The 19363-nt window shown below is 73.4% G+C and carries 17 protein-coding genes; 10 read left to right on the plus strand and 7 right to left on the minus strand.

Translation table 11 applies throughout. The annotated features are described in order from the left end of the window. Positions 1–21 precede the first annotated feature (21 nt). Positions 22–552 carry a peptidylprolyl isomerase gene (locus tag BAW75_RS28850; RefSeq protein WP_030499381.1) on the minus strand — a complete coding sequence of 177 codons (531 nt, stop codon included), beginning with the start codon at positions 550–552 and terminating at the stop codon, positions 22–24. Between the two features lie 84 nt (positions 553–636). Here BAW75_RS28850 and BAW75_RS28855 point away from each other — a divergent pair, with 84 nt between their 5' ends. Continuing rightward, entirely contained in the window at positions 637–1476 is an 840-nt protein-coding gene (locus tag BAW75_RS28855; protein ID WP_104115621.1) for a hypothetical protein, read from the plus strand. A 72-nt stretch (positions 1477–1548) separates the two neighbouring features. On the opposite strand, the gene corA is transcribed toward BAW75_RS28855, so the two are convergent. Further along, positions 1549–2700: a magnesium/cobalt transporter CorA gene (gene corA / locus BAW75_RS28860; RefSeq protein ID WP_104115622.1), complete on the minus strand. Its 1152-nt coding sequence runs from the start codon at positions 2698–2700 to the stop codon at positions 1549–1551. A gap of 324 nt (positions 2701–3024) precedes the next feature. Beyond that, positions 3025–4119 carry an aminotransferase-like domain-containing protein gene (locus BAW75_RS28865; protein ID WP_104115623.1) on the minus strand — a complete coding sequence of 365 codons (1095 nt, stop codon included), beginning with the start codon at positions 4117–4119 and terminating at the stop codon, positions 3025–3027. A 199-nt stretch (positions 4120–4318) separates the two neighbouring features. Between BAW75_RS28865 and BAW75_RS28870 the strand changes: the two genes are divergently transcribed. Both BAW75_RS28870 and BAW75_RS28875 read left to right on the plus strand, forming a co-directional pair. Next, complete coding sequence (locus BAW75_RS28870) at positions 4319–5197, plus strand: 3'(2'),5'-bisphosphate nucleotidase CysQ (RefSeq protein WP_104115624.1); 879 nt, start codon at positions 4319–4321, stop codon at positions 5195–5197. 100 nt (positions 5198–5297) lie between these two features. After that, positions 5298–6794: a hypothetical protein gene (locus tag BAW75_RS28875; RefSeq protein WP_104115625.1), complete on the plus strand. Its 1497-nt coding sequence runs from the start codon at positions 5298–5300 to the stop codon at positions 6792–6794. Between the two features lie 60 nt (positions 6795–6854). On the opposite strand, the gene BAW75_RS28880 is transcribed toward BAW75_RS28875, so the two are convergent. Genes BAW75_RS28880 through BAW75_RS28895 form a run of 4 tightly spaced genes read right to left on the minus strand, consistent with a single transcriptional unit; the run spans position 6855 to position 9815 of the window. Further along, positions 6855–7769: a glycosyltransferase family 2 protein gene (locus BAW75_RS28880; protein WP_104115626.1), complete on the minus strand. Its 915-nt coding sequence runs from the start codon at positions 7767–7769 to the stop codon at positions 6855–6857. Next, positions 7766–8764: a sulfotransferase family protein gene (locus BAW75_RS28885; RefSeq protein WP_104115627.1), complete on the minus strand. Its 999-nt coding sequence runs from the start codon at positions 8762–8764 to the stop codon at positions 7766–7768. Before BAW75_RS28885 ends, BAW75_RS28880 begins: the two co-directional genes overlap by 4 nt. Continuing rightward, complete coding sequence (locus BAW75_RS28890) at positions 8761–9339, minus strand: glycosyltransferase (RefSeq protein WP_043327766.1); 579 nt, start codon at positions 9337–9339, stop codon at positions 8761–8763. Before BAW75_RS28890 ends, BAW75_RS28885 begins: the two co-directional genes overlap by 4 nt. Next, positions 9339–9815 (minus strand): glycosyltransferase family protein, encoded by a 477-nt coding sequence (locus tag BAW75_RS28895; RefSeq protein WP_030499390.1) that lies wholly within the window; start codon positions 9813–9815, stop codon positions 9339–9341. Before BAW75_RS28895 ends, BAW75_RS28890 begins: the two co-directional genes overlap by 1 nt. Positions 9816–10313: 498 nt before the next feature. Here BAW75_RS28895 and BAW75_RS28900 point away from each other — a divergent pair, with 498 nt between their 5' ends. The 7 genes from BAW75_RS28900 to BAW75_RS28930 are packed head-to-tail and all read left to right on the plus strand — an operon-like array spanning position 10314 to position 19246. Beyond that, positions 10314–12137 carry a Wzz/FepE/Etk N-terminal domain-containing protein gene (locus BAW75_RS28900; RefSeq protein WP_104115628.1) on the plus strand — a complete coding sequence of 608 codons (1824 nt, stop codon included), beginning with the start codon at positions 10314–10316 and terminating at the stop codon, positions 12135–12137. Next, on the plus strand, positions 12134–13141 hold the full coding sequence (locus tag BAW75_RS28905; RefSeq protein WP_104115629.1) for a DUF3048 domain-containing protein: 1008 nt from the start codon (positions 12134–12136) through the stop codon (positions 13139–13141). The genes BAW75_RS28900 and BAW75_RS28905 overlap by 4 nt, the downstream gene beginning before the upstream one ends. After that, the gene (locus BAW75_RS28910) at positions 13138–14619 is read left to right on the plus strand and encodes an O-antigen ligase family protein (protein ID WP_069089222.1); all 1482 of its coding nucleotides are present in this window, start codon (positions 13138–13140) and stop codon (positions 14617–14619) included. The genes BAW75_RS28905 and BAW75_RS28910 overlap by 4 nt, the downstream gene beginning before the upstream one ends. Beyond that, the gene (locus BAW75_RS28915; protein WP_064448107.1) at positions 14619–15824 is read left to right on the plus strand and encodes a hypothetical protein; all 1206 of its coding nucleotides are present in this window, start codon (positions 14619–14621) and stop codon (positions 15822–15824) included. Before BAW75_RS28910 ends, BAW75_RS28915 begins: the two co-directional genes overlap by 1 nt. A 17-nt stretch (positions 15825–15841) precedes the next feature. Then, positions 15842–16705, plus strand: coding sequence for a sulfotransferase family protein (locus tag BAW75_RS28920; protein ID WP_043327762.1), 864 nt, complete (start codon positions 15842–15844; stop codon positions 16703–16705). Then, a complete protein-coding gene (locus BAW75_RS28925; RefSeq protein WP_104115630.1) occupies positions 16672–18285 on the plus strand; it encodes an oligosaccharide flippase family protein in 1614 nt (537 codons plus the stop codon). The genes BAW75_RS28920 and BAW75_RS28925 overlap by 34 nt, the downstream gene beginning before the upstream one ends. Positions 18286–18313: 28 nt before the next feature. Then, complete coding sequence (locus tag BAW75_RS28930) at positions 18314–19246, plus strand: sulfotransferase family protein (RefSeq protein WP_104115631.1); 933 nt, start codon at positions 18314–18316, stop codon at positions 19244–19246. Positions 19247–19363: the final 117 nt, after the last annotated feature.

The raw sequence follows: 19363 nt of genomic DNA on the forward strand, positions 1-19363 counted from the left end.
GCAAAGGTACCCGCGTGTCGCTCAGGCCTGCTTGTGCTCGATCTCGACCCGCTCGATCACCACGTCCTGCAGCGGCCGGTCGCTCGGGCCGGTCGGGGTGTTGGCGATCGAGTCGACGACCTTGGCGGACTGCTCGTCGGCGACCTGGCCGAAGATGGTGTGCCGGTTGTTCAGGTGTGGCGTGGGCGACACCGTGATGAAGAACTGCGAGCCGTTGGTGCCCGGCCCGGCGTTCGCCATGGCCAGCAGGTACGGCCGGTCGAAGCGCAGCTCGGGGTGGAACTCGTCGCCGAACTTGTAGCCCGGGCCACCGCGTCCGGTGCCGGTCGGGTCGCCCATCTGAATCATGAAACCGCTGATCACGCGGTGCGAGACGGTGCCGTCGTAGTACGGCCCGCTGCCCGGCTGGCCGGTACGCGGGTCGATGTACTCCCGGGTGCCCTCGGCCAGCTCCACGAAGTTGCGGACGGTCTTCGGCGCGTGGTTCGGGAAGAGCTCCAGCCGGATCGGGCCGGCGTTGGTGTGCAAGGTGGCGTAGACAGCCTCGGCCACGGGTACTCCTCACTCGTTGGTCAGTTCCTTGCGGATCCTCCCATGTGCCCGATCTGGCCATGCGGAGGCATCCGAAGGTGGAGGATGACGAAGGAACAACTCCCAGGAGGTGGGACCGTGTTTGGAATCGGGCGGCGAAAGACCCAGGGCCAGCTCGCCAAGGTGGAGCTGAACCAGGGCATCGGTCACCTGAGGCAAGCCGCCACGCACGCGGCGAAGGGTGCCGGCGCCACTGTCGGCCCGCGGGTCCAGGCAGCCCGGGGCGCCGTCGCGCCGACCGCGGTCATGGTCCGGGACCGGGCGTCCAGCGGGTTCGCGTCGACCGCCGCGGCGCTCGCGCCGGTGCTGCTGGCCGTGCGCAACGCCCGGGTCGAGGCCGCCGGCAAGGCGTCGGGTGGCCGCAAGGCGATGGCCGCGAAGCAGTCCGCGATGACGAAGAAGGCGAAGAACATGAAGGCCGGAAAGAAGAAGCAGCGCAGGTCGCGGGGCATGACCGCGGGCCTGCTGGTGGCCGGCACCGTCGCCGGCCTGGCCGGGGCGATGGCCATGCGGCGCCGCCGCGAGCAGCAGGAGTGGGCCGAGTACGACCCGACCGGCACGCTCGGCACGACGGGCACGCTCGGCGCGACCGGCCGGGACAAGCTGGAGCCGATGCGGGAGGACGTGGACACGATCGTGGTGGAGACCCCGGACGCGAGCGCGAAGGTGACGCAGGCCGGCCCGACCGGCGCCGGCTCCTCGGCCGTGGCCAAGGGCAGCAGCGCGTCGACCGCCACCTCCGGCAGCCAGCCGGTGATCCACCCGAACGACCAGGTCCCCGCCGTCGCCGAGGGCGCCCGGGACGTCTCCGGCCGTCCGGCCGACGACATCACCAAGGCCGTGCAGGCCGGTAAGAACGCCGCGAAGGCCGGCGGTCGCCGCTGACCTCGTACCGTCGGATCAGCGCCGGCACGCGGGGCGACCCGCGTGGCCGGCGCTTCCGCGTGTACGGGGCGGCTACAGCCAGCCGTTACGGCGGAACAGGCGGTAGAGCGTGAAGGACGCCGCGAGCATCAGCGCCCACACGCCCGGATAGCCGTACGTCCATTTCAGCTCGGGCATGTTGTCGAAGTTCATGCCGTAGATGCCGGCGATCGCCGTCCACACCGCACCGATCGCGGCCCAGGCGGCGATCTTGCGCATGTCGTTGTTCTGGTCGACGGTGACCTGGGCCAGCCGGGCCTGGAGGATCGAGTTCAGCAGGTCGTCGTAGGAGTTCACCTGCTCGACCGTGCGGCTGAGGTGGTCCTGCACGTCCCGGAAGTAGCGCCGGACCTCCTGCGGCACCGCGCGGTTGACCTGCGAGGTGAGCGTCATCAGCGGGCGCTGCAGCGGCGCCACCGCCCGCTTGAACTCGACCAGCTCCCGCTTCATCTGGTAGATCCGCTGGATCCGGCCGCTGCTCTGCCGGTCGAAGACGTCCGCCTCCAGCACGTCGAGGTCGTCCTCCAGCCGGTCGGCCACCTCCAGGTAGAGGTCGACCACGCGGTCGGTGATCGCGTACGCGACCGCCCACGGGCCGTGCCGCAGCAGGTCCCGCTTCGCCTCCAGGTCGGCGCGGACCGGCGCCAGCCGGCAGGCGTCGCCGTGACGCACGCTGATCACGAAGTGCGGCCCGATGAAGAGCATCACCTGGCCGGTCTCCACCACCTCGGAGTTCTCGGTCAGCTCCGCGTGCTCGCAGTAGCGGGCGGTCCGCAGCACCAGGAAGACGATCTCGCCGAAGTGCTCCAGCTTCGGGCGCTGCTGGGCCTTCACTGCGTCCTCCACAGCCAGCTCGTGCAGGCCGAAGGTGGCGGCGATCTCGGTCATCTCGGCCAGGTCGGGCTCGTGCAGGCCGAGCCAGACGAAGCCGTCCCGCTCCTGCCGGGCGGCGGCCAGGGCCTCGGCGTACTGGGGACGGCCGGGGCGGCGCTCGCCGTCGACGTACAGCCCGCAGTCGACGATGCCGCTGCGCTCCGGGCCGGCCGGCTGGGCGGCACGGGGGGAGCCGTCGGCGTTGAGGATGCGGGACATCGCGCGTACCGGGGCCGCCCAGGCGCGGGGGCGCAGTGCCCGGCTGCCGCCGTCGGCGCCGGCGGTTCGGTCGCGTGCCACCCGGTCCGTCATCTCTCGCCCCCTCTCCCTAGAGCTGCGGCTTGCAGGTTACGCCGACCGGCGGCAGGCGCAGCGCGGGAGCGGGACGGGCGGTGCGACGGGCGTCACGCCCCGGCGCCGGGCGGGCCGGGCCGCGTCAGGGGGGTGAGGGGCGACACGGCCCACCCGGCACCCCTTGGGGGCGGGGAGTGATGCTGGGCGTGCCGTCGGCCCTGGCCGGAGCGGCCCGGCCACCGGAAAGGTGAACGGCACTCGCAGCATTGTGGGCTGCTGGCCGGTCCAGCGGGAGTGCCGAACCGGCCAGCGGGGCCTTTTTGTCAGAAACCCGACAGAAAATCAGCCGCGTACGGCGGCCATCGCCTCCGCGAGACGCCGGACGCCCTCGTCGATCTGGTCCGCGGTCACCGCCGAGTACGCCAGCCGCAGCGCGTGCCGGCCGCCGTCGACCATGAAGTCGCTGCCCTTCACCACCGCCACGCCACGCTCGGCGGCGGCCGGCGCGAGCCGGTCGACCTCGACGTCCTCCGGCAACTCGACCCAGAGGAAGTAGCCGCCGTCCGGCTCCACGAACCGGGCCTCCGGGACGTGCCGGCGCAGCGACTCGGCCAGTACCGCCGACCGCTCGCCGAGCGCCGTACGGACCGTCCGGATCGACTCCTCGATCGCGCCGGAGACGCAGAACTGGTGCACGATCGCCTGGGCCACCATGCCCGGCGAGATGTAGAGGTTGGTGGCGCGCTTCGCGATCGTCGCGATCAGCTCGGCCGGGCCGACCAGGTAGCCGACCCGCACCCCCGGGCAGACCGTCTTGGTGAAGCTGGACGCGTGCACCACCACGCCACGGGTGTCCATCGACAGCATCGACGGCAGCGGCTCGCCCCGGAACCGGATGTCCGCGTACGGGTCGTCCTCGAAGATCGTGAACCCGTACTCGGCGGCGAGGTCGAGCAGCTCACGGCGCTTCTCCAGGGAGAGGGTCACGCCGGCCGGGTTCTGGTAGTTGGGGATCACGTGCGCCAGTCGCGGCCGTACCCCGGACTCCAGCAGCTTGCGCAGCTCGGCGGTGTCCAGGCCGTCCGGCTGGATCGTCACGCCGTGCACCTCGCCGCCCATCTGCTGGAGGTTGAGCAGCGTGCGGTCGTACGTCGGGCGCTCGACCACCACCGCGTCGCCCCGGCGGACCAGGTGGTCGAAGAGGAACGCGTCGGCCTGCAGCGAGCCGTTGGTGATCAGCACCTGATCGGCCTCGACGCCGTGCTTCTCGGCGATCCACTTCCGCAGGGGCGGGTAGCCGACGGAGGTGCCGTACGCGGTGACCCCGGCGGGGTCGGCGTCGAAGGCGCGGACAGCGGCGGCCTTGAGCCCTTCGACATCGACGATGTCCAGCGAAGGCGCGCCACGGGCGAACGAGATCAGCTGCTCGGCGGTCATGCGCAGAGCCTAGGGCCTGGCCCGGCGGGTCCGACCGCCATACACGCGAAGTTCAACATGCGGGCGGCCGGGCGGGGCACCGGGTGCGTCCGGGGGATCCGAGGGCACCTCGCGACTGTCTACGATCCGACGGACGCTGGCGCCGGTCCGACCGGACGCCGAAGGATGACGGGTCGCGGCAGACCCGGGAGAACAAGGGATGAGGCTCGTGACCGAGGACGAGGCGGGACGGCTCGACGACCAGCGGTTCGCGCAGTGGCTGGCGACCGAGGCCGGCAAGGCGCTCACCGCGCTGCGGGACCGGCAGGGCTTCGCCGACCCGAAGGCGCTCAAGGACGCCGGCGACCGCGCGTCGCACGAGCTGATGACGGCGGCGCTGGCCCGCCTGCGGCCGGCCGACGCGGTGCTTTCCGAAGAGGAGGCCGACGCCCGCCGCGCATGGGCGGACGGCGAGCGCGCGCCCCGGCACGAGGCGGACCGGGTCTGGATCATCGACCCGCTGGACGGCACCCGTGAGTTCTCCGAGGAGGGGCGGGACGACTGGGCGGTGCACGTGGCGCTCTGGCAGCGCTCCGCCGCGCCCGACGGCGCCCTGGTCGCCGGTGCCGTCGGCATGCCGGCGCGGACCACTGTGGACGGTACGCCGCTCGTGCTCGGCACCACCTGCCCGCCGCCGAAGCCGACCGACGGGCCGATCCGGATCGCGGTGAGCCGCAGCCGCCCGCCCGCGTTCGTGGGCGAGCTGGTCGAGATGCTCGGTGCGATCGCCGTACCGATGGGCTCGGCCGGTGTGAAGGTCTGCGCCGTGGTGACCGGCGAGGTCGACGCGTACGTCCACGCGGGCGGCCAGTACGAGTGGGACAGTGCCGCCCCGGTCGCGGTGGCGCTCGGCGCGGGCATGCACGCGTCCCGGATCGACGGTTCGCCGCTGCGCTACAACCGCGCCGACCCGCGCCTGCCCGATCTGCTGGTCTGCCGGCCGGAGCTGGCCGACCAGTTGCTCGACGCGATCGCGCGGACCGGGGTCGAGATGCCCGCTTCGACCGTCACCGACACCCCCGGTCAGGCGTTCGGCTGAGTGTCACGGTACATACGGCCAGGTGAATGAGGGTTATCGTCGGGCAGGTATGCGTGGCGATCTGAGCCCGGACACGGGCCGCCGACAGCCAGGGAGGGTCATGCCGGCCGATCGAGAGCCGCACAACGCCTTCGGGCAGCCGACCGGCCTGTGGCCGGGTCAGGACATTCCACGCCAGGCAGGCGGCCCGTCGCTGCCCTGGCCGGAGGCCGAGGTCACCTCGTCTCCGCCGCCACCGGCCCGGACCGGCGGCGGCGACCTGCCGTGGCCGGAACGGCCGGACGCCGGCCACCGGGACGCCGCCTGGCCGCAGGACGAGCCGACGGTCCACGGTGACCCCGGCTGGGCGCCGCACGACGACGCCGACTGGGCCGGGCCGGGTCCGGCGGGCGACGCGGTACGGGGTGCGGGCGCGGCGGCGACCGCCACCCTGACCGGGCCGCCTCCGGTGGACGCCCCGCACGATCCGGCCACCGGCGGGCCGGGCCGCCCGCCCGCTCCGCCGCTCGCACCGGGGACGACTCCGCCGCCCGGCGGCGCCCGGCGACGCTGGCGCGTGGCGGTCGCGGCGGCGCTGGCGCTGGCAGTGGCCGGCGGCGGGGTCGCGGTGGCCGCGCTGCGGCCCGACTCCGCGAACCCGCAAGCAGGCGAGGCGCCCGGATCGGTCGGCCCGGCGACCTCGATGGGCCCGGGGGCGCCGGCTACGCCGGGTGCGTCCCCGAGCGCCGACCAGGGCCTAGGTGGCAGACCCTCGGCCCGCCCGTCGGCCTCCGAGAACGCGGGCCCGGCCTTCGGCGGTACGCGGCTGACGCTGCCCGGCGCCTCCATCGGCGTGCAGAACGGGGAGACCTTCGGTCAGGCGCTGGCCCGCTCCGACCGGACGTTCGGCAAGCTGCGGATGGCCCGGATCTTCTTCCCCGGCCTGCCGCCGGCCTGGTCCGGCAGCCGGGCCGACGTGGTGGACCGGACCGTTGTGGTGTCCTTCAAGGCGGCGCCGCAGGAGATCAACACCGGCAAGTTCGACTCCCGCCTGACCTCCTGGTTCGCCTCGATCCCGCGCGAGCACAACGTCTACTGGTCGTACTTCCACGAGCCGGAGGACGACGTCGAGCGCGGCGCCTTCACCACCGAGGCGTACCGGACCGCGTGGAAGCGGGTGGCCGGGCTGGCCGCCCGGGCGAACAACCCCAAGCTGATCAACACGCTGATCCTGATGTGCTGGACGCTCGACCCGAAGTCCGGGCGCAGCTTCGACGCGTTCTACCCCGGCTCCGACGTGATCGAGACGCTCGGCTGGGACTGCTACAACTGGGGCAAGAAGTGGAAGCGGTACGCCCCGCCGCAGGAGATCTACGGCCCGATGATCAGCAAGTCGAAGGCGCTCGGCAAGCCGTGGGGCGTCGCGGAGACCGGCAGCGACCTGGTGCCGGGTGACCCGGGCACCGGCCGGGCGGCCTGGATCCGGTCGATGACGAACTTCCTCAACGGCCAGCGGCCGGAATTCGTCGCGTACTACAACCAGACCGTCAGCCAGGGCGACTTCCGGCTGCTCGACCAGCCGAGCATCCAGGCGTGGAAGTCCTTCTGCACGGCCTGACCTGATGACCGGACGAGAACGGGCGGGCGACCGAGGTCGCCCGCCCGTTCCGCGTACGCGTCAGATGCCCCGGCCGCGCTTGTGCAGCGTGCGCAGCACCCGGTCGGCCTGCACCGCCCGGCTCGCCACCGCCAGCGCCAGGTAGGCACGCGGCTCCTTCGGGTTGCGGGCCAGCGTGCGCCGCGCCCAGCGGACCGCGTCCCGCCGGTTACCCATGGCGGCCTGCGCGAACGCGATCTGACCGGCCACCCGAGCCTCGCCGTGCGGCACGGTGGCGAACTCCGGGTAGCGGCGCAGAAGCCACTGCAACGCGGTCGAGATGGTCTCCCAGCGCTGCGCGAAGTAGGACCGCTTGTGCCAGCGGACCAGCACGTACGGGCTTTCCACGTTCACCAGCGGCGCGTACCGGGCGGCGCGGAGCAGGAACTCGTAGTCCTCCGCGTAGCTGCCCGGGATCTGCTCGTCGACCAGGCCGATCGCGTCGAGCAGCGCGGCCCGGCGGATCAGGAACGTGGACGGGTGCAGCTCGGTGAGCCGGTCGCGCAGCAGCGCCTCCAGCGAGATCCGGGCGCGGTCCAGCGAGCGGTCCACCGTACGGTCGTCGTAGCTGACCCGGATGCCGCAGCTCACCAGCGCGCCGTCCGGGTGCGCGTCGAGCGCCCCGAACTGGGCGGCGAGCTTGCCGGGCAGCCACTCGTCGTCGTCGTCGCAGAACGCCACCCAGTCGCCGGCGGCCGCCTCGATGCCGGTGTTGCGCGCGCCGGCCAGCCCGGCGGTACGGGTATTGGTGATCACCCGGATCCGCCGGTCACCCCGGTCGGTCTCCAGCGACCGGTCCGGCTCGGACTGGTCGTAGACCACGATCGCCTCGATCAGGCCCGGGTGCGCCTGGCTGAGGATCGCGTCGAGCGCCGCGCGCAGCAGCTCCGGACGGTCCCGCGTCGGTACGACCACCGAGATGCTCGGCCCACTCATGCTCTCTCCACGGACTCGTCGGATCCCCGCTGGCCCAGATAGCCGTAACGGACCCGCAGGGGAAGCGTGGCCAGGCTGACCACGGCACGGCTGCGTCGCGGCAGGCGGTCGCGCCATGCCTCGTCGCGGCGCACTGTCAACGGCCCGCCGCTGAACCGCAACGGGTTGCCGGCGACGCTGTGCGCGCGGAACGGCGCGGCCGGCTCGCTGGCCGCGTCGGCCGCGTCCGCCGAGAGGATCCGCAGCGCGGCCGGGTCGTCCGGCAGGCCGGCGAAGTCCCGCACCCGGCTTACGGTGCCGGCCGGGTCGGCGGTGAAGTCCTCGTACCGCAGCCGCAGCACCTTGGCCCGGGAGGCGAGCAGGTGGAACGCCGCGTTCTGCGCGGTCCACAGCTTGCTCACCTCGAACGGCGAGAAGGTCGGCATGAAGTCCTCGCCGTCGACCACCTCGGGGCGGCGCACCTGCTTGCCCCACGAGTACGCCACCGCCCGGCTGTCCCGGACCAGGTGCAGGACCCGCAGGTCGAGCCCTTCGGCCCAGCGCAGCGCGAACGCGAGCGAGGCGTGCTTGCTGGAGTCCACCACGACCCGGGCGCCGGTCACCGCGAGCGCGGCCCGGTAGATCCGGGTGTACAGGTCGGCGTAGCGGCGCACGTCGGCGAGCTGCTCCGGCGGGAGCGCCTCCTTGGCGAGCCGGGGGATGTGCCGGGTCCGGTCGACCCGGTCCTTGAGCGCCAGCACGTCGTCCCGGTCGACCGCGTCCCAGCCGCCGAACGCCTGGTTGCCGACCTGCCGCCAGAACGGGCAGCCGGTGAACCGCTCGCCGCAGCCGCACCGCTCGTCGGCCCCGAGCGCCCGCTCCCACAGGTGCACGACCTCACCGACGGCGCACACGTCGGCGCTCTGCGCGAGCAGCAGCTCCAGCAGCGTGGAGCCGCTGCGGCCGAGGCCGCCGACGAAGAGGACCCGCGGCGCAGCCGGGTCCGGGCCGCTCATCCGCGCCGCCCGGCGGTCCGCTGGCGTACCCGGCCGGCGACCAGGCCGTCGATCACCGCGCCGACCCGGGCGACCGCCTCGGCGCGCGGGTCCGGACGGCCCGGGTCGGCGGCCAGGACGAACCGGCTCGGGTCGGCCAGGCCCTCGTCCAGCGCGGCGACCAGCTCGGCCTCGGACTCGCACAGCCGCACCATGCCGGCCGCGCCCAGGCGGCGGGAGAACAGCTGCTGGTGGTTGTCGACGTGCTCGTCGTGGGCCGGGTCGCGGGGCACCACGATCGGCAGGTGGCCGGTGCGCCGGGCCTCGGTGATGGTGGCCGGGCCGCCGTGGCTGACCACGAGCGTGGACTCCGCCATCGCCTGCTGGAGTTCCTCGTGGCCGAGGAACGGGGTGGCCTCGGGCAGGGCCGGGGTGCGGCTGTGGCCGTACTGGAGGACCAGCCGGACCTCGGGCCGGGCCGCGTGCCAGCGTTCCAGCCAGCCGACCAGCCGGTCGAAGCGGTGCACGTCGGTGCCGACCACGACCAGCACGAACGGCCTGGACCGCCGGTCCCGCTGCTGGGGAATGTGCGCCATCAGAGGAGGTTCCCCACGACGGTCGCCTCCGGGTACATCCGGCGCTGCTCCTCCCACTGCACGAGCATCGCCGAGAGGAAGGGACGGCAGAGCCGGGCGGTGAGCGTCGCGCTGTCGATCCGGTCGTACACCTCGATGTAGACCGTGGGGATCTTGCGCATGCGGGCCGCCACCACGAACGGCAGGGCGACCCCGGCGCCGGTGGTGACGACCGCGTCGACCTGGCGCCGGCGGATGACCTTCAGCGCGAGGAACGCGTTGCGTACCAGGTTCTTGACGTTGCGTGTGGTGGGGTGGTGCGCCCAGACCACGTCCTCGCCGGCGAGCAGCGAGCGCGCGTCCGGGGTGTCGAAGGTTACCCATGCGCGGCGCCGATCCCGGTACCACGGTTCCAGGGCCAGGAGCTGGGCCAGGTGCCCGCCACTGGAACCCACCAGCAGGACCTGTCCCGAGTCCTCGGTTGACCCGCTCACCACAAACGTCCTCCCGTACGCGGATGACGCGTCCGGATTTTTGTGAATGCCCCTCGGACGCGTCCTGACAACCTACTGGCGGGCCCGTGGGCAACTGAAGGGGCCATTGGACGGATCCTGGCTCGCCGGTCGGCTCACCTCGCGATTCCCGTCAACGGGATGCGCGTCGACCGGCCGTCGGGCAGGTCAGCCCGGCGGCGCCCGGACCACGGGCCGGGACACCCGGACGAAGTGAGATGTGTCAGGATTCCGTCACCGCTCCGCACGAGAGCCGTCGGCGACGTCGGCTTACCGGGGGCAAGTCGGGCCCGGCACCGGGAAACCCGCCGAATGGTCAGCGCCGATCGGCCATTTCTACGCGGGCTGCCCACACCCGGGCAGGCTTACCGGAACGTGAGCAGACTTTCCCTCGTCGTTCGGATCGGGGACACTCAAGGCCACGGTCAGGTCCAGCTGTGCCGTGGACTGCCCGGCTCGGTCGAAAGGGAGCGACAGACTCTGATGCCCTCACCCCATTTGGCCGAGAGCGACGCCGACGGTCTTGCCCTGATGGCCTACCTGGGCTGGCTGCGCCGCCGTTGGTGGATCCTGCTGCTCGCCGCGGTCCTCGGCCTGGGCGGAGGGCTGGCGCTGAGCCAGGTCCAGGAGGCGCGCTACACCTCGACCACGTCGCTGCTGGTGCGCCCGCTCGGCTCGGGCGCGGAGAACAACCCCAACGCCAAGGTCAACCTCGACACCGAGGCGCAGGTGGTCCGCTCGCTCGTGGTGGCGGAGCGGGCCAAGGCGCTGATGAAGGTCGACACCGGGGCCGACCAGCTCGTCAAGTCGGTGACCGTCAAGGTCCCGCCGAACAGCCAGATCCTCCAGGTGGCGTACGAGGCGAACAGCCCCGAGGGCGCCCAGTCGGGCTCGCACGCGTTCGCCCAGGCCTACCTCGACCTGCGCAAGGCCACCGCGCAGAAGTCGCTGGAGAACGAGACGAACACGCTCAAGCAGCAGATCGCCGATCTGCAGAAGCAGTTGAGCGCGATCGCCGGGCGGATCTCGGCGGCGCCGTCCAACTCGCCCGAGCGCGAGCGGGCCGAATCCGACCGCCAGCTCGTCACCAACCAGATCAGCAACCTGTACAACCGGCTCAACCCGCTGAGCGCGGCCGGCTCCGATCCCGGCGAGATCATCTCCGACGCCCGGCTGCCGGAGCGGCCCAGCTCGCCGAACCGCACGCTCAACCTCGCCAGCGGCATGGGCGCGGGTCTGCTGCTCGGCATCGTGCTGGCGCTGGTGCTGGACCGGCTGGACACCCGGATCCGCCGCGGACGCGACATCTCCGACCGGGTCGGCCTGCCGCTGCTTGTGGAACTGCCGTCGCGCGCGCCGTCGCTCGCAGTCCTGCCGGCCACCCACCGGGCCTCCCGCGAGCTGGGCCGGCTGCGCAACGTGCTGCTCTCCGCGGTGCCCGAAGCGGCGCAGGGCGGGCGCGGGCGCCAACTGCTGCTCTGTGACGCCTCGGCCGGCGCCGCCGCCGGGTTCGTCGCCGCCAACCTCGCCGCCTCGTACGCCCGTACCGGCCAGCAGGTCGCGCTGATCACCACCAAGCCCGACTCGGCGGTGGGCGCGATCACCGGCGTCGCCGAGGGGCGGCACAGCCTCGCCTCGGTGCTGCGCCGCGACGTGCCCCCGCTCAAGGCGCTCGCGCCGGTGCCGGGGCTCGGCCAGCTCCGGGTGCTGGTGGGCGGCGACCTGGACGCCGAGGTGGAGCTGCCGGTCGCCGGTCTGCTGGAGATCCTGCACGAGCTGTCCGCGCGCTTCGACCACGTGATCATCGAGACCCCGCAGCCCACGTTCGCCGTGGAGGCCCAGGCCCTGGGCCGGTACGTCGACGCGGTGATCATGGTGGCCGAGGCGGGCAAGACCCGCAGCGGTGAGATCACCGCCGCGCTCCAGCAGTTCGAGCAGGTGAACGCGCCGGTGATCGGCGCCGTGCTGGCTCCGCGCCTGCCCGAACCGCCCGCCGGCGCCACCCGCCCGGCGACGTCCGGCGGGTCGAACGCGTCGAGCGCCCCGGCTGCCCCGGCCAACCGGCCCAAGCCCCGGCCCAGCCCCGGCCCGTCCGCCGAGTCGACCATGGTGCTGCCGCGCATGCAGTCGTCCCGGCCCGCCCCGGCGAAGCCGGCCGCTCCGGCGCCGCAGATGCCCGGCAAGGCCACCCCGCCCGCCGCCCCGGGCAAGCCGGTGCCGCTCAACGGCACCGGCGGCACGTACCGCTCCCGGGGTGACGGCGACGGCCGCAGCTACGCCCTCGACTCCGGCGAGGACCTGGGGTGAACCGTCGGCAGATGCTCCGCGCCGCCATCGCCCCCGCCGTCGTCCTCGGCGTCGGGACCGGGTGCAGCGAGCCCGAGCCCAAGCCGGGCAAGGTCCAGGTGGTGGACCCGGGCGACGTCACCGCCTCGCCGTCCGCGGCCAGCGCTTCGCCGACCCTGCCCAAGGGCCCGCTGACCGGGGCTCCGGTCAGCACTCCGGCCGCGGCGACCCGCCAGGCGGTCGCGGTGCCGCTGCGGGTGAGCCCCGCGACCACACCGGCCGGCCTGGACGCCGCCGACCTGGTCTACGCCGAGTTCGCCGAGTCGGACACGCTGCACCTGACCGCGGTGTTTCACTCCAAGGACGCCGCCAAGATCGGCCCGGTCACCGAGATCCGGCCGGTCGACATCCGGTCGCTCACTGTGCTGCGCCCGTTCGTCGGCTACAACGGCGGCCCCACCGGCTTCCTCACCCAGTTCGAGAACTCCGACCTCGACGGCGTCACGCCCGACGACGACAGCAAGGTCTTCTCCGGCGGCTACACGTCGACCGCCGCGCTGCTCAAGGCCGCCCCGAAGGGGGGCCAGCCGCCCCCTGCGCCGATCGACCACACCACCGACGGCGAGGCGCTCGCCACCCGCGACCTGGCACCCGCCACCGAACTCACCGTCACCGTCTCCGGCGGTCCGCCGATGGTCTGGCGGTACGACCAGGCGAAGTCCGTCTGGGCCGGCAGGATCGGCAAGGTCACCGTGACCGCCGCATCCGTCATCGTGCTGACGATGGAGTACCGCACGCTCGACGTACGCAACCCGTCCCCGCGCTCGCTGCCCTCGGCGAACGTCTTCGGTGAGGGCGCGGTGCTCGCCGTGTCCGGGCCGAACAGCGCCAAGGGCCGGTGGCGCAAGCCCGGCCTGCCTCTGGTCTGCACGCTCGCCGACACCGGCGGCGACCTCCTGCGCCCCCAGCCCGGCAACGCGTGGGTCATCTACGCGCCGACCACCGCCAAGGTCTCCGTGAAATGAGCACCGCCACCCCGCCCCGTACCGCGCGCGGGTCGGTTCCGCTCGCCGCGGTGTCGCCCGGCGGGAACCGCCTCCGCCCGGTGCGGGTACGGCCGGAGGGCTGGTCGTGGCGGCTGCCGACGGCATGGCCGCTGATCGCGGTCTTCCTGCTGTACCCGCTGTGGTGGGTGCTCGGCGTGTCGAGCTTCGTGTTCGTCATCTTCGCGGTGCCGATGGTGGCGCAGATGCGCAAACGCGGCCCGGTCCGGGTGCCGCCCGGCTTCGGGATCTGGATGGTCCTGCTGCTCTGGGTGTTCCTGTCCGTGCTCACCCTCGACCTCACCGCGCCGAACACGCTGCCGCCCGGCGGCAGCGGCAAGTACATCGGCTGGGGCATCCGGCTCGCCAACTACGTCGCGATGACAGTGACCATGCTCTACGTCTACAACCTGCGCGAGCGGGAGCTGTCCCAGCGCCGGATGGTCCGGCTGTTCGGGTTCATGGGCGTGGTCGTGGTGCTCGGCGGCTGGATCGGCTCGCTCTTCCCGAACCTCAGGTTCGTCGCGCCGCTGCGGTTCGTCCTGCCGCAGTCGATCGCCGGCCACCCGTACGTCACCTCGCTCATGGAGATCAAGTTCGCCCAGGTGCAGCAGGTGATCGAGGGGGAGGCCAGCTCGCCCCGCCCGTCCGCGCCGTTCACCTACACGAACTCGTGGGGCCAGAACACCGCGATCCTGCTGGTCTGGCTGATCGTCGGCTGGGTGGTGCTGGGCAAGCCGCTGCGCCGCACCGCCGGCGTGGCCATCGCGCTGGCGGCGATCTTCCCGATCGTCTACTCCCTCAACCGCGGCCTCTGGATCGGCCTCGGCATCGCCGCCGCGTACGTGGCGCTGCGGCTCGCGCTGCGCGGCCGGATGGTGGTGCTCGGCGGGCTCGCCCTGGCGGTCGGACTGATCGGCGTGCTGATCGTCGCGACCCCGCTCGGCCGCACCTTCGACGAACGCCTGCAGAACGGGCACAGCGACGACATCCGCACCACCCTGTCGCAGGGCGCGGTCCGGGCGGCCAACCAGTCGCCGATCCTCGGCTACGGCGGCAACCGGGCGCTGATCGGCAGCAACCGGTCGATCGCCATCGGCAAGTCCGAGGACTGCAAGCAGTGCGGCAACCGGGAGCTGGGCAGCAACGGCCAGGTCTGGGCGCTGCTCGTCGGGCAGGGCTGGGTCGGCGCGATCTGCTACAACGCGTTCTTCATCTACTGCATCTGGCGCTACCGGCGCGACCACAGCGCCATCGGGATCGCCGGCACGCTCGTGCTCATCCTCATGCTCTTCTTCCAGTTCACCTACGGTGCGATGGAAGCAACCCTCGCCTACGCCCTGATCACTGTCGCCCTGCTGGCCCGCAACGACCGGATCCGCCGGTCGCTCGCGCCCGCGCCACCGCAGGGCACGATCGCCGGGCTACGGGCCCGGCTGGAAGCGACCGGTGACCGCTGATGGTGTTCCGCGTACCCCCGGACGGCGACGGCCGTGCCGCGTACCTCGGTGAACTGGCCGGGCTGATCTGGCCCGCGCCGGCCGAGCCCAGCCTGCGCCGCGGCGGCGCCGGCTGGGTGGTGGTGCCCTCGGCGGCCCGCCCCCGGCTGCTCGTGCCCACCGGCTCCGGCCGGGCGGCGGCGAGCGCGGTCCGGCACTCCACCGAGGCCGTCGGCCGCAAGGCCAAGCTGGTCCGGCAGGGCCTCGCCACCGCGTTCCGGCTCGGTCTCGGGCCGCTCGTCTTCCGCGACCGGCTGGTCGTCGACGGCGGCGGGCTGGACGCGCACCTGGCCGAGGTGCTGGGTGAGCCGGCGCTGGTCAGCCTGCACATCGGGCCGGCCCGCGCGAACCGCAAGCCGGTGCTGCAACTGCTCGCCCCGGACGGCCGGGCCCTCGGGTACGCGAAACTCGGCGTCGACCCGCTGACCCGCGCGCTCGTGCACGCGGAGGCGGACGCGCTGCGCCGCCTCGCCGAGGTGCCGCTCGGCCCGGTGGTCCTGGCCGGGGTACGCCACCACGGCGACTGGCACGGGCACGCGCTGCTCGTGCAGGAGGCGCTGCCGGTGCGGCTGCCCCGGGCCGCCCCGGCCGCCGCGCAGGCGGCCGAACGCGCGGCCATGGTGGCGGTCGCCGGCTGTCTCGGCGTACGCCGGGAGTCGTGGGCGGCCAGCGGGCACGCGGCCCGGCTCACCGCCGCGGTGGACGCGCTCGGGCCCCGGCCGGAGGCCGGGCGGCTGCGCGCGGTGCTGAAGTCCGTCGCGGACGCCGACCCGGTGGTCGCCTTCGGCGCGTGGCACGGGGACTGGAACGGCGGCAACAGCGCGGTGCTCGCCGACGGCCGGGTGCTGGTCTGGGACTGGGAGCGGTTCGAGGCGGACGTGCCGGCCGGGTACGACGCGCTGCACCTGGCGGTGCAGGGCGCGATGAGCCACGACGGGGTGGAACCGGTCGAGGCCGCGCGTGCGCTGATCGCCGGCGCCGGGGCAACCCTGGCACCGTTCGACCAGACCGGTGGGGGCGCCGATCTGGTCGCCGTGCTCTACCTGGTGGAGCTGGCTGCGCGCTACCTGCGCGACCGGCAGGCGGAGGCGGGTGCGCGACTGGGGCACGTCGACACCTGGCTGCTGCCCGCCGTGGAGGAACACCTGGCCCGCCGGGCCCGGTGAGAGTGAGGAGTGGGGACGTGACGGTGGCCAGGGAGCAGGCGCTCCGCGCGGTGAAGTCGGTGAGCCGGACGGTCGGTCGGTTGACCGCCGGCTCACGGATGGTGCCGGGATTCCTGATCGTGGGGGCGCAGCGCTGCGGCACCACCTCGCTTTTCAAGACGCTCTCGCAGCACCCCGGCGTGCTGCCGCCCGCGTACCACAAGGGCGTGCACTACTTCGACATGGACTACCACCGGGGGATGAACTGGTACCTCGGGCACTTCCCCACCACGGCCAAGGCCGAGGCGGTCAAGGCCCAGATCGGGGTACGCGGGATCACCGGCGAGTCCAGCCCGTACTACATGTTCCACCCGCTGGCCGGGCAGCGCATCGCCAAGGACCTGCCCTCGGTGAAGCTGCTGGTGCTGCTGCGTGACCCGGTGGAGCGGGCGTACTCGGCGCACTCGCACGAGCTGGCGCGGGGCTACGAGACCGAGTCTGACTTCGAGCGGGCGCTGGCGCTGGAGGAGCAGCGGACCGCGGGCGAGCGGGAGCGGATGATCCGCTCGGCCGCGTACGCGAGCGAGCACCTGCAGCACAACGCGTACCTGGCCCGGGGCCGCTACATCGAGCAGCTGGAGCGGCTGGAGGCGCTCGTCGGGCGGGAGCGGATGCACGTCATCGACAGCGACGACTTCTTCGCCGACCCGCGCCCGTCCTTCGACGCGGTCTGCGACTTCCTCGGGCTGCCCCGCTGGGCGGACATCGCGTTCGGCAAGCACAACTCGCGGTCCCGTTCGCCCATGTCGGCGGAGCTGCGGGCCCGGCTGGAGGACCACTTCGCCCCGTACGACGAGCGGCTGGCGGCGTGGTGGGGACGCGTGCCGTCGTGGCGGCGGTGACCCGGCCGGACGCCGGCGGCACCCCGACGCTCACCGCACCGCCGCCCGGGCCGGGCGCGGGGCTCGGCGGCGCGGCCCGGCAGGGCTTCGCGAACCTGGTCGGTGTCGGCCTGGCCGCGGTGGCCGGGTTCGGGCTCAACATCGTCATCGCCCGGGGCTGGTCCGTCCGCGAGGCCGGCATGTTCTTCGCGGCCACCAGCGCGTTCATGATCGCCGCGTCGGCGGCCCGGCTCGGCACCGACGTCGGCACCGTCTACTTCGTCAGCCGCCAGCGCACGCTGGACCGCCGCGACCAGATCCGGGGCACGATCCTGGTCGGGTTGCTGCCGGTGCTCGCGGTCGGCGCGCTGCTCGGCCTCGCCGGCTGGCTGGCCGCGCCGGCGCTGGCCCGGGCCACCATGCCGGAGGCCGGGCCGGAGGCGGTGACCGCGCTGCGTATCCTGCTGGCGTTCGTGCCGCTGGCCGCGCTCAACGACTACGCGCTCGCCGCCTGCCGGGGCTTCGGCCAGATGCGCCCGCTGCTGACAGTGGAGCGGCTCGGCCGCACGCTGGTGCAGTTCCTGGCCGTGGCGGTGGCCGCCTGGCTCGGGCTGTCCGCCACCGTCGCGCTGCCGCTGGCCTGGGTGGTGCCGTACCTGCTCGCCGCGGTGGTCGCGCTGTTCTGGCTGAGCCGGCTCGTCGGCCGGGCCGGGCGGCAGGTGACCCGGCCGGTGCCGGCGCGTGAACTGGCCGGGCCGTTCTGGCGCTTCACCGGGCCACGTGCGGTCAGCAGCCTGGCCGCGATCGTGGTGCAGCGGCTGGACATCGTGCTGCTCAGTGCGCTGCGCGGGCCGGCCGAGGCGGCCATCTACACGGCGGCGACCCGGTTCCTGGCGCTGGGCCAGCTCTCCAGCGTCGCGCTGTCCAGCTCGGTGCAGCACCGGCTGGCCGCCGCGTTCGCCCGCAACGACCGGGCCGAGGCGGGCCAGCTCTACCAGGTCGCCACCGGCTGGCTGGTGATCCTCTCCTGGCCCGCGTACCTGATCTTCGCGGCCTTCGCCACGCCGATGCTGGCGCTGTTCGGAGGCGACTACGCCGACGGCCGCCGGGTCGTGGTGCTGCTGGCGCTGACCATGCTGCTGGCCACCGGCTGCGGCATGGTCGACATGGTGCTCAACATGGCCGGGCGCACCGCGTGGACGTTCTACAACGCGATGACCGGCACCGTGCTCAACGTGGTCGGCAACCTGCTGCTCATCCCGCGGTTCGGCATCCTCGGCGCGGCCCTGGCCTGGACGATCTCGATCCTGGTCACCAACCTGGTGCCGCTGACCCAGCTCTGGTGGTCGATGCGGCTGCACCCGTTCGGCGCCGGCACCCGTACCGCGATGGCGCTCGCCGTCGTGGCGCTGGGCCTGCCGCTGGGCGCGGCGAGCCTGCTCGACGCCACGCCGCCGGTGCTCGCGCTGGTGAGCGCCGTCGGCCTGGCCGCGTACGCGGCGGGTGTCTGGCGCTGGCGGCGCACGCTGAACCTCGACGCGCTGCGGTCCCTTCGCCGCGGCCGCAACCGCGCCGGGTCGGACCCGGCCGCCCAGTCCTGACCGATCCTGCGCACCGATGGGACCTTCGATGACCAGCGACTCCCCCCTCGCCCCGCACTCCGGGCTGTCCACCGTGAAGGCCGCGAAGCTCGCCGCGGTCGGCCTGCTGGCGGACCGCAAGGAACGCCGCGAGCTGGAACGGCCGGTGGAGGCGGGCAACCGCCGCCTCACGCTGAAGGTGGAGCGCCCGATCTTCATCCTGGGGGCCCCGCGTTCCGGCACCACGTTCCTGGGCAGTTGCGTCGGCGCGCTGCCGGACGTGTCGTACCACTTCGAGCCGCGCCTGACCAAGGCGGTCGCCCGCTGTGTCTACGAGGGAAGCTGGACGCCGCAGCGGGCGGCCCGCTACTTCCGGGGCTACTACGGCGCGCTGCTCGCCGCGTCCGGGCACGGTGGACTGCGCTTCGCCGAGAAGGACCCGGAGAACTGCTTCATCGTGCCGTTCCTGACCGAGGTCTTCCCGGACGCGGTCTTCCTGCACGTCTACCGGGACGGCCGGGACGTGGCGGTGTCGCACGCCGAGCAGCCCTGGCTGAACGCCGCGTCCACCGGCACCGGTCGCAGCGGCCGGGGCGGTACGCCCTGGGGCGCCGCGCCGCGGTTCTGGGTGGAGCCGGAGCGGCGCGACGAGTTCACGCAGGTCTCCGACCTGGGCCGGTCGGCCTGGATGTGGCGGCGCTTCACCAGCAGCGCGCTCACCCAGCTCGCCGAGCTGCCCGCGGACCGGGTGCGGCACCTGCGCTACGAGGACGTCGTCACCCGGCCGGCGGAGGCCGCCGAGGTGGTCGCCGACTTCCTGGAGGTACGCGACCCGGCCGGCCGGGCGGCGTTGCACGCCCGCTTCGCCAAGGCCCGGCCGGGCTCGGTGGGGCGCTGGCGGCAGCGACTGACCGAAAAGGATCTGGCCGATGTGCTGGCGCAGGCCGGACCGCTGCTGGCCGAGCTCGGCTACCCCGCCTGAGCGCTCCTCCCCGGGTAGAGTGCCAGGGGTCGCCCGCCCGGCCCGGCGTGCCTCTCCGCTCACGCGGATCCGTCAGGGCCCCACCGTGGCCGGCGACCGTCCTGGGGAGAGGTTGCG

Origin of the sequence: Micromonospora chalcea (assembly GCF_002926165.1) — a bacterium.
Classification (GTDB): domain Bacteria; phylum Actinomycetota; class Actinomycetes; order Mycobacteriales; family Micromonosporaceae; genus Micromonospora; species Micromonospora chalcea.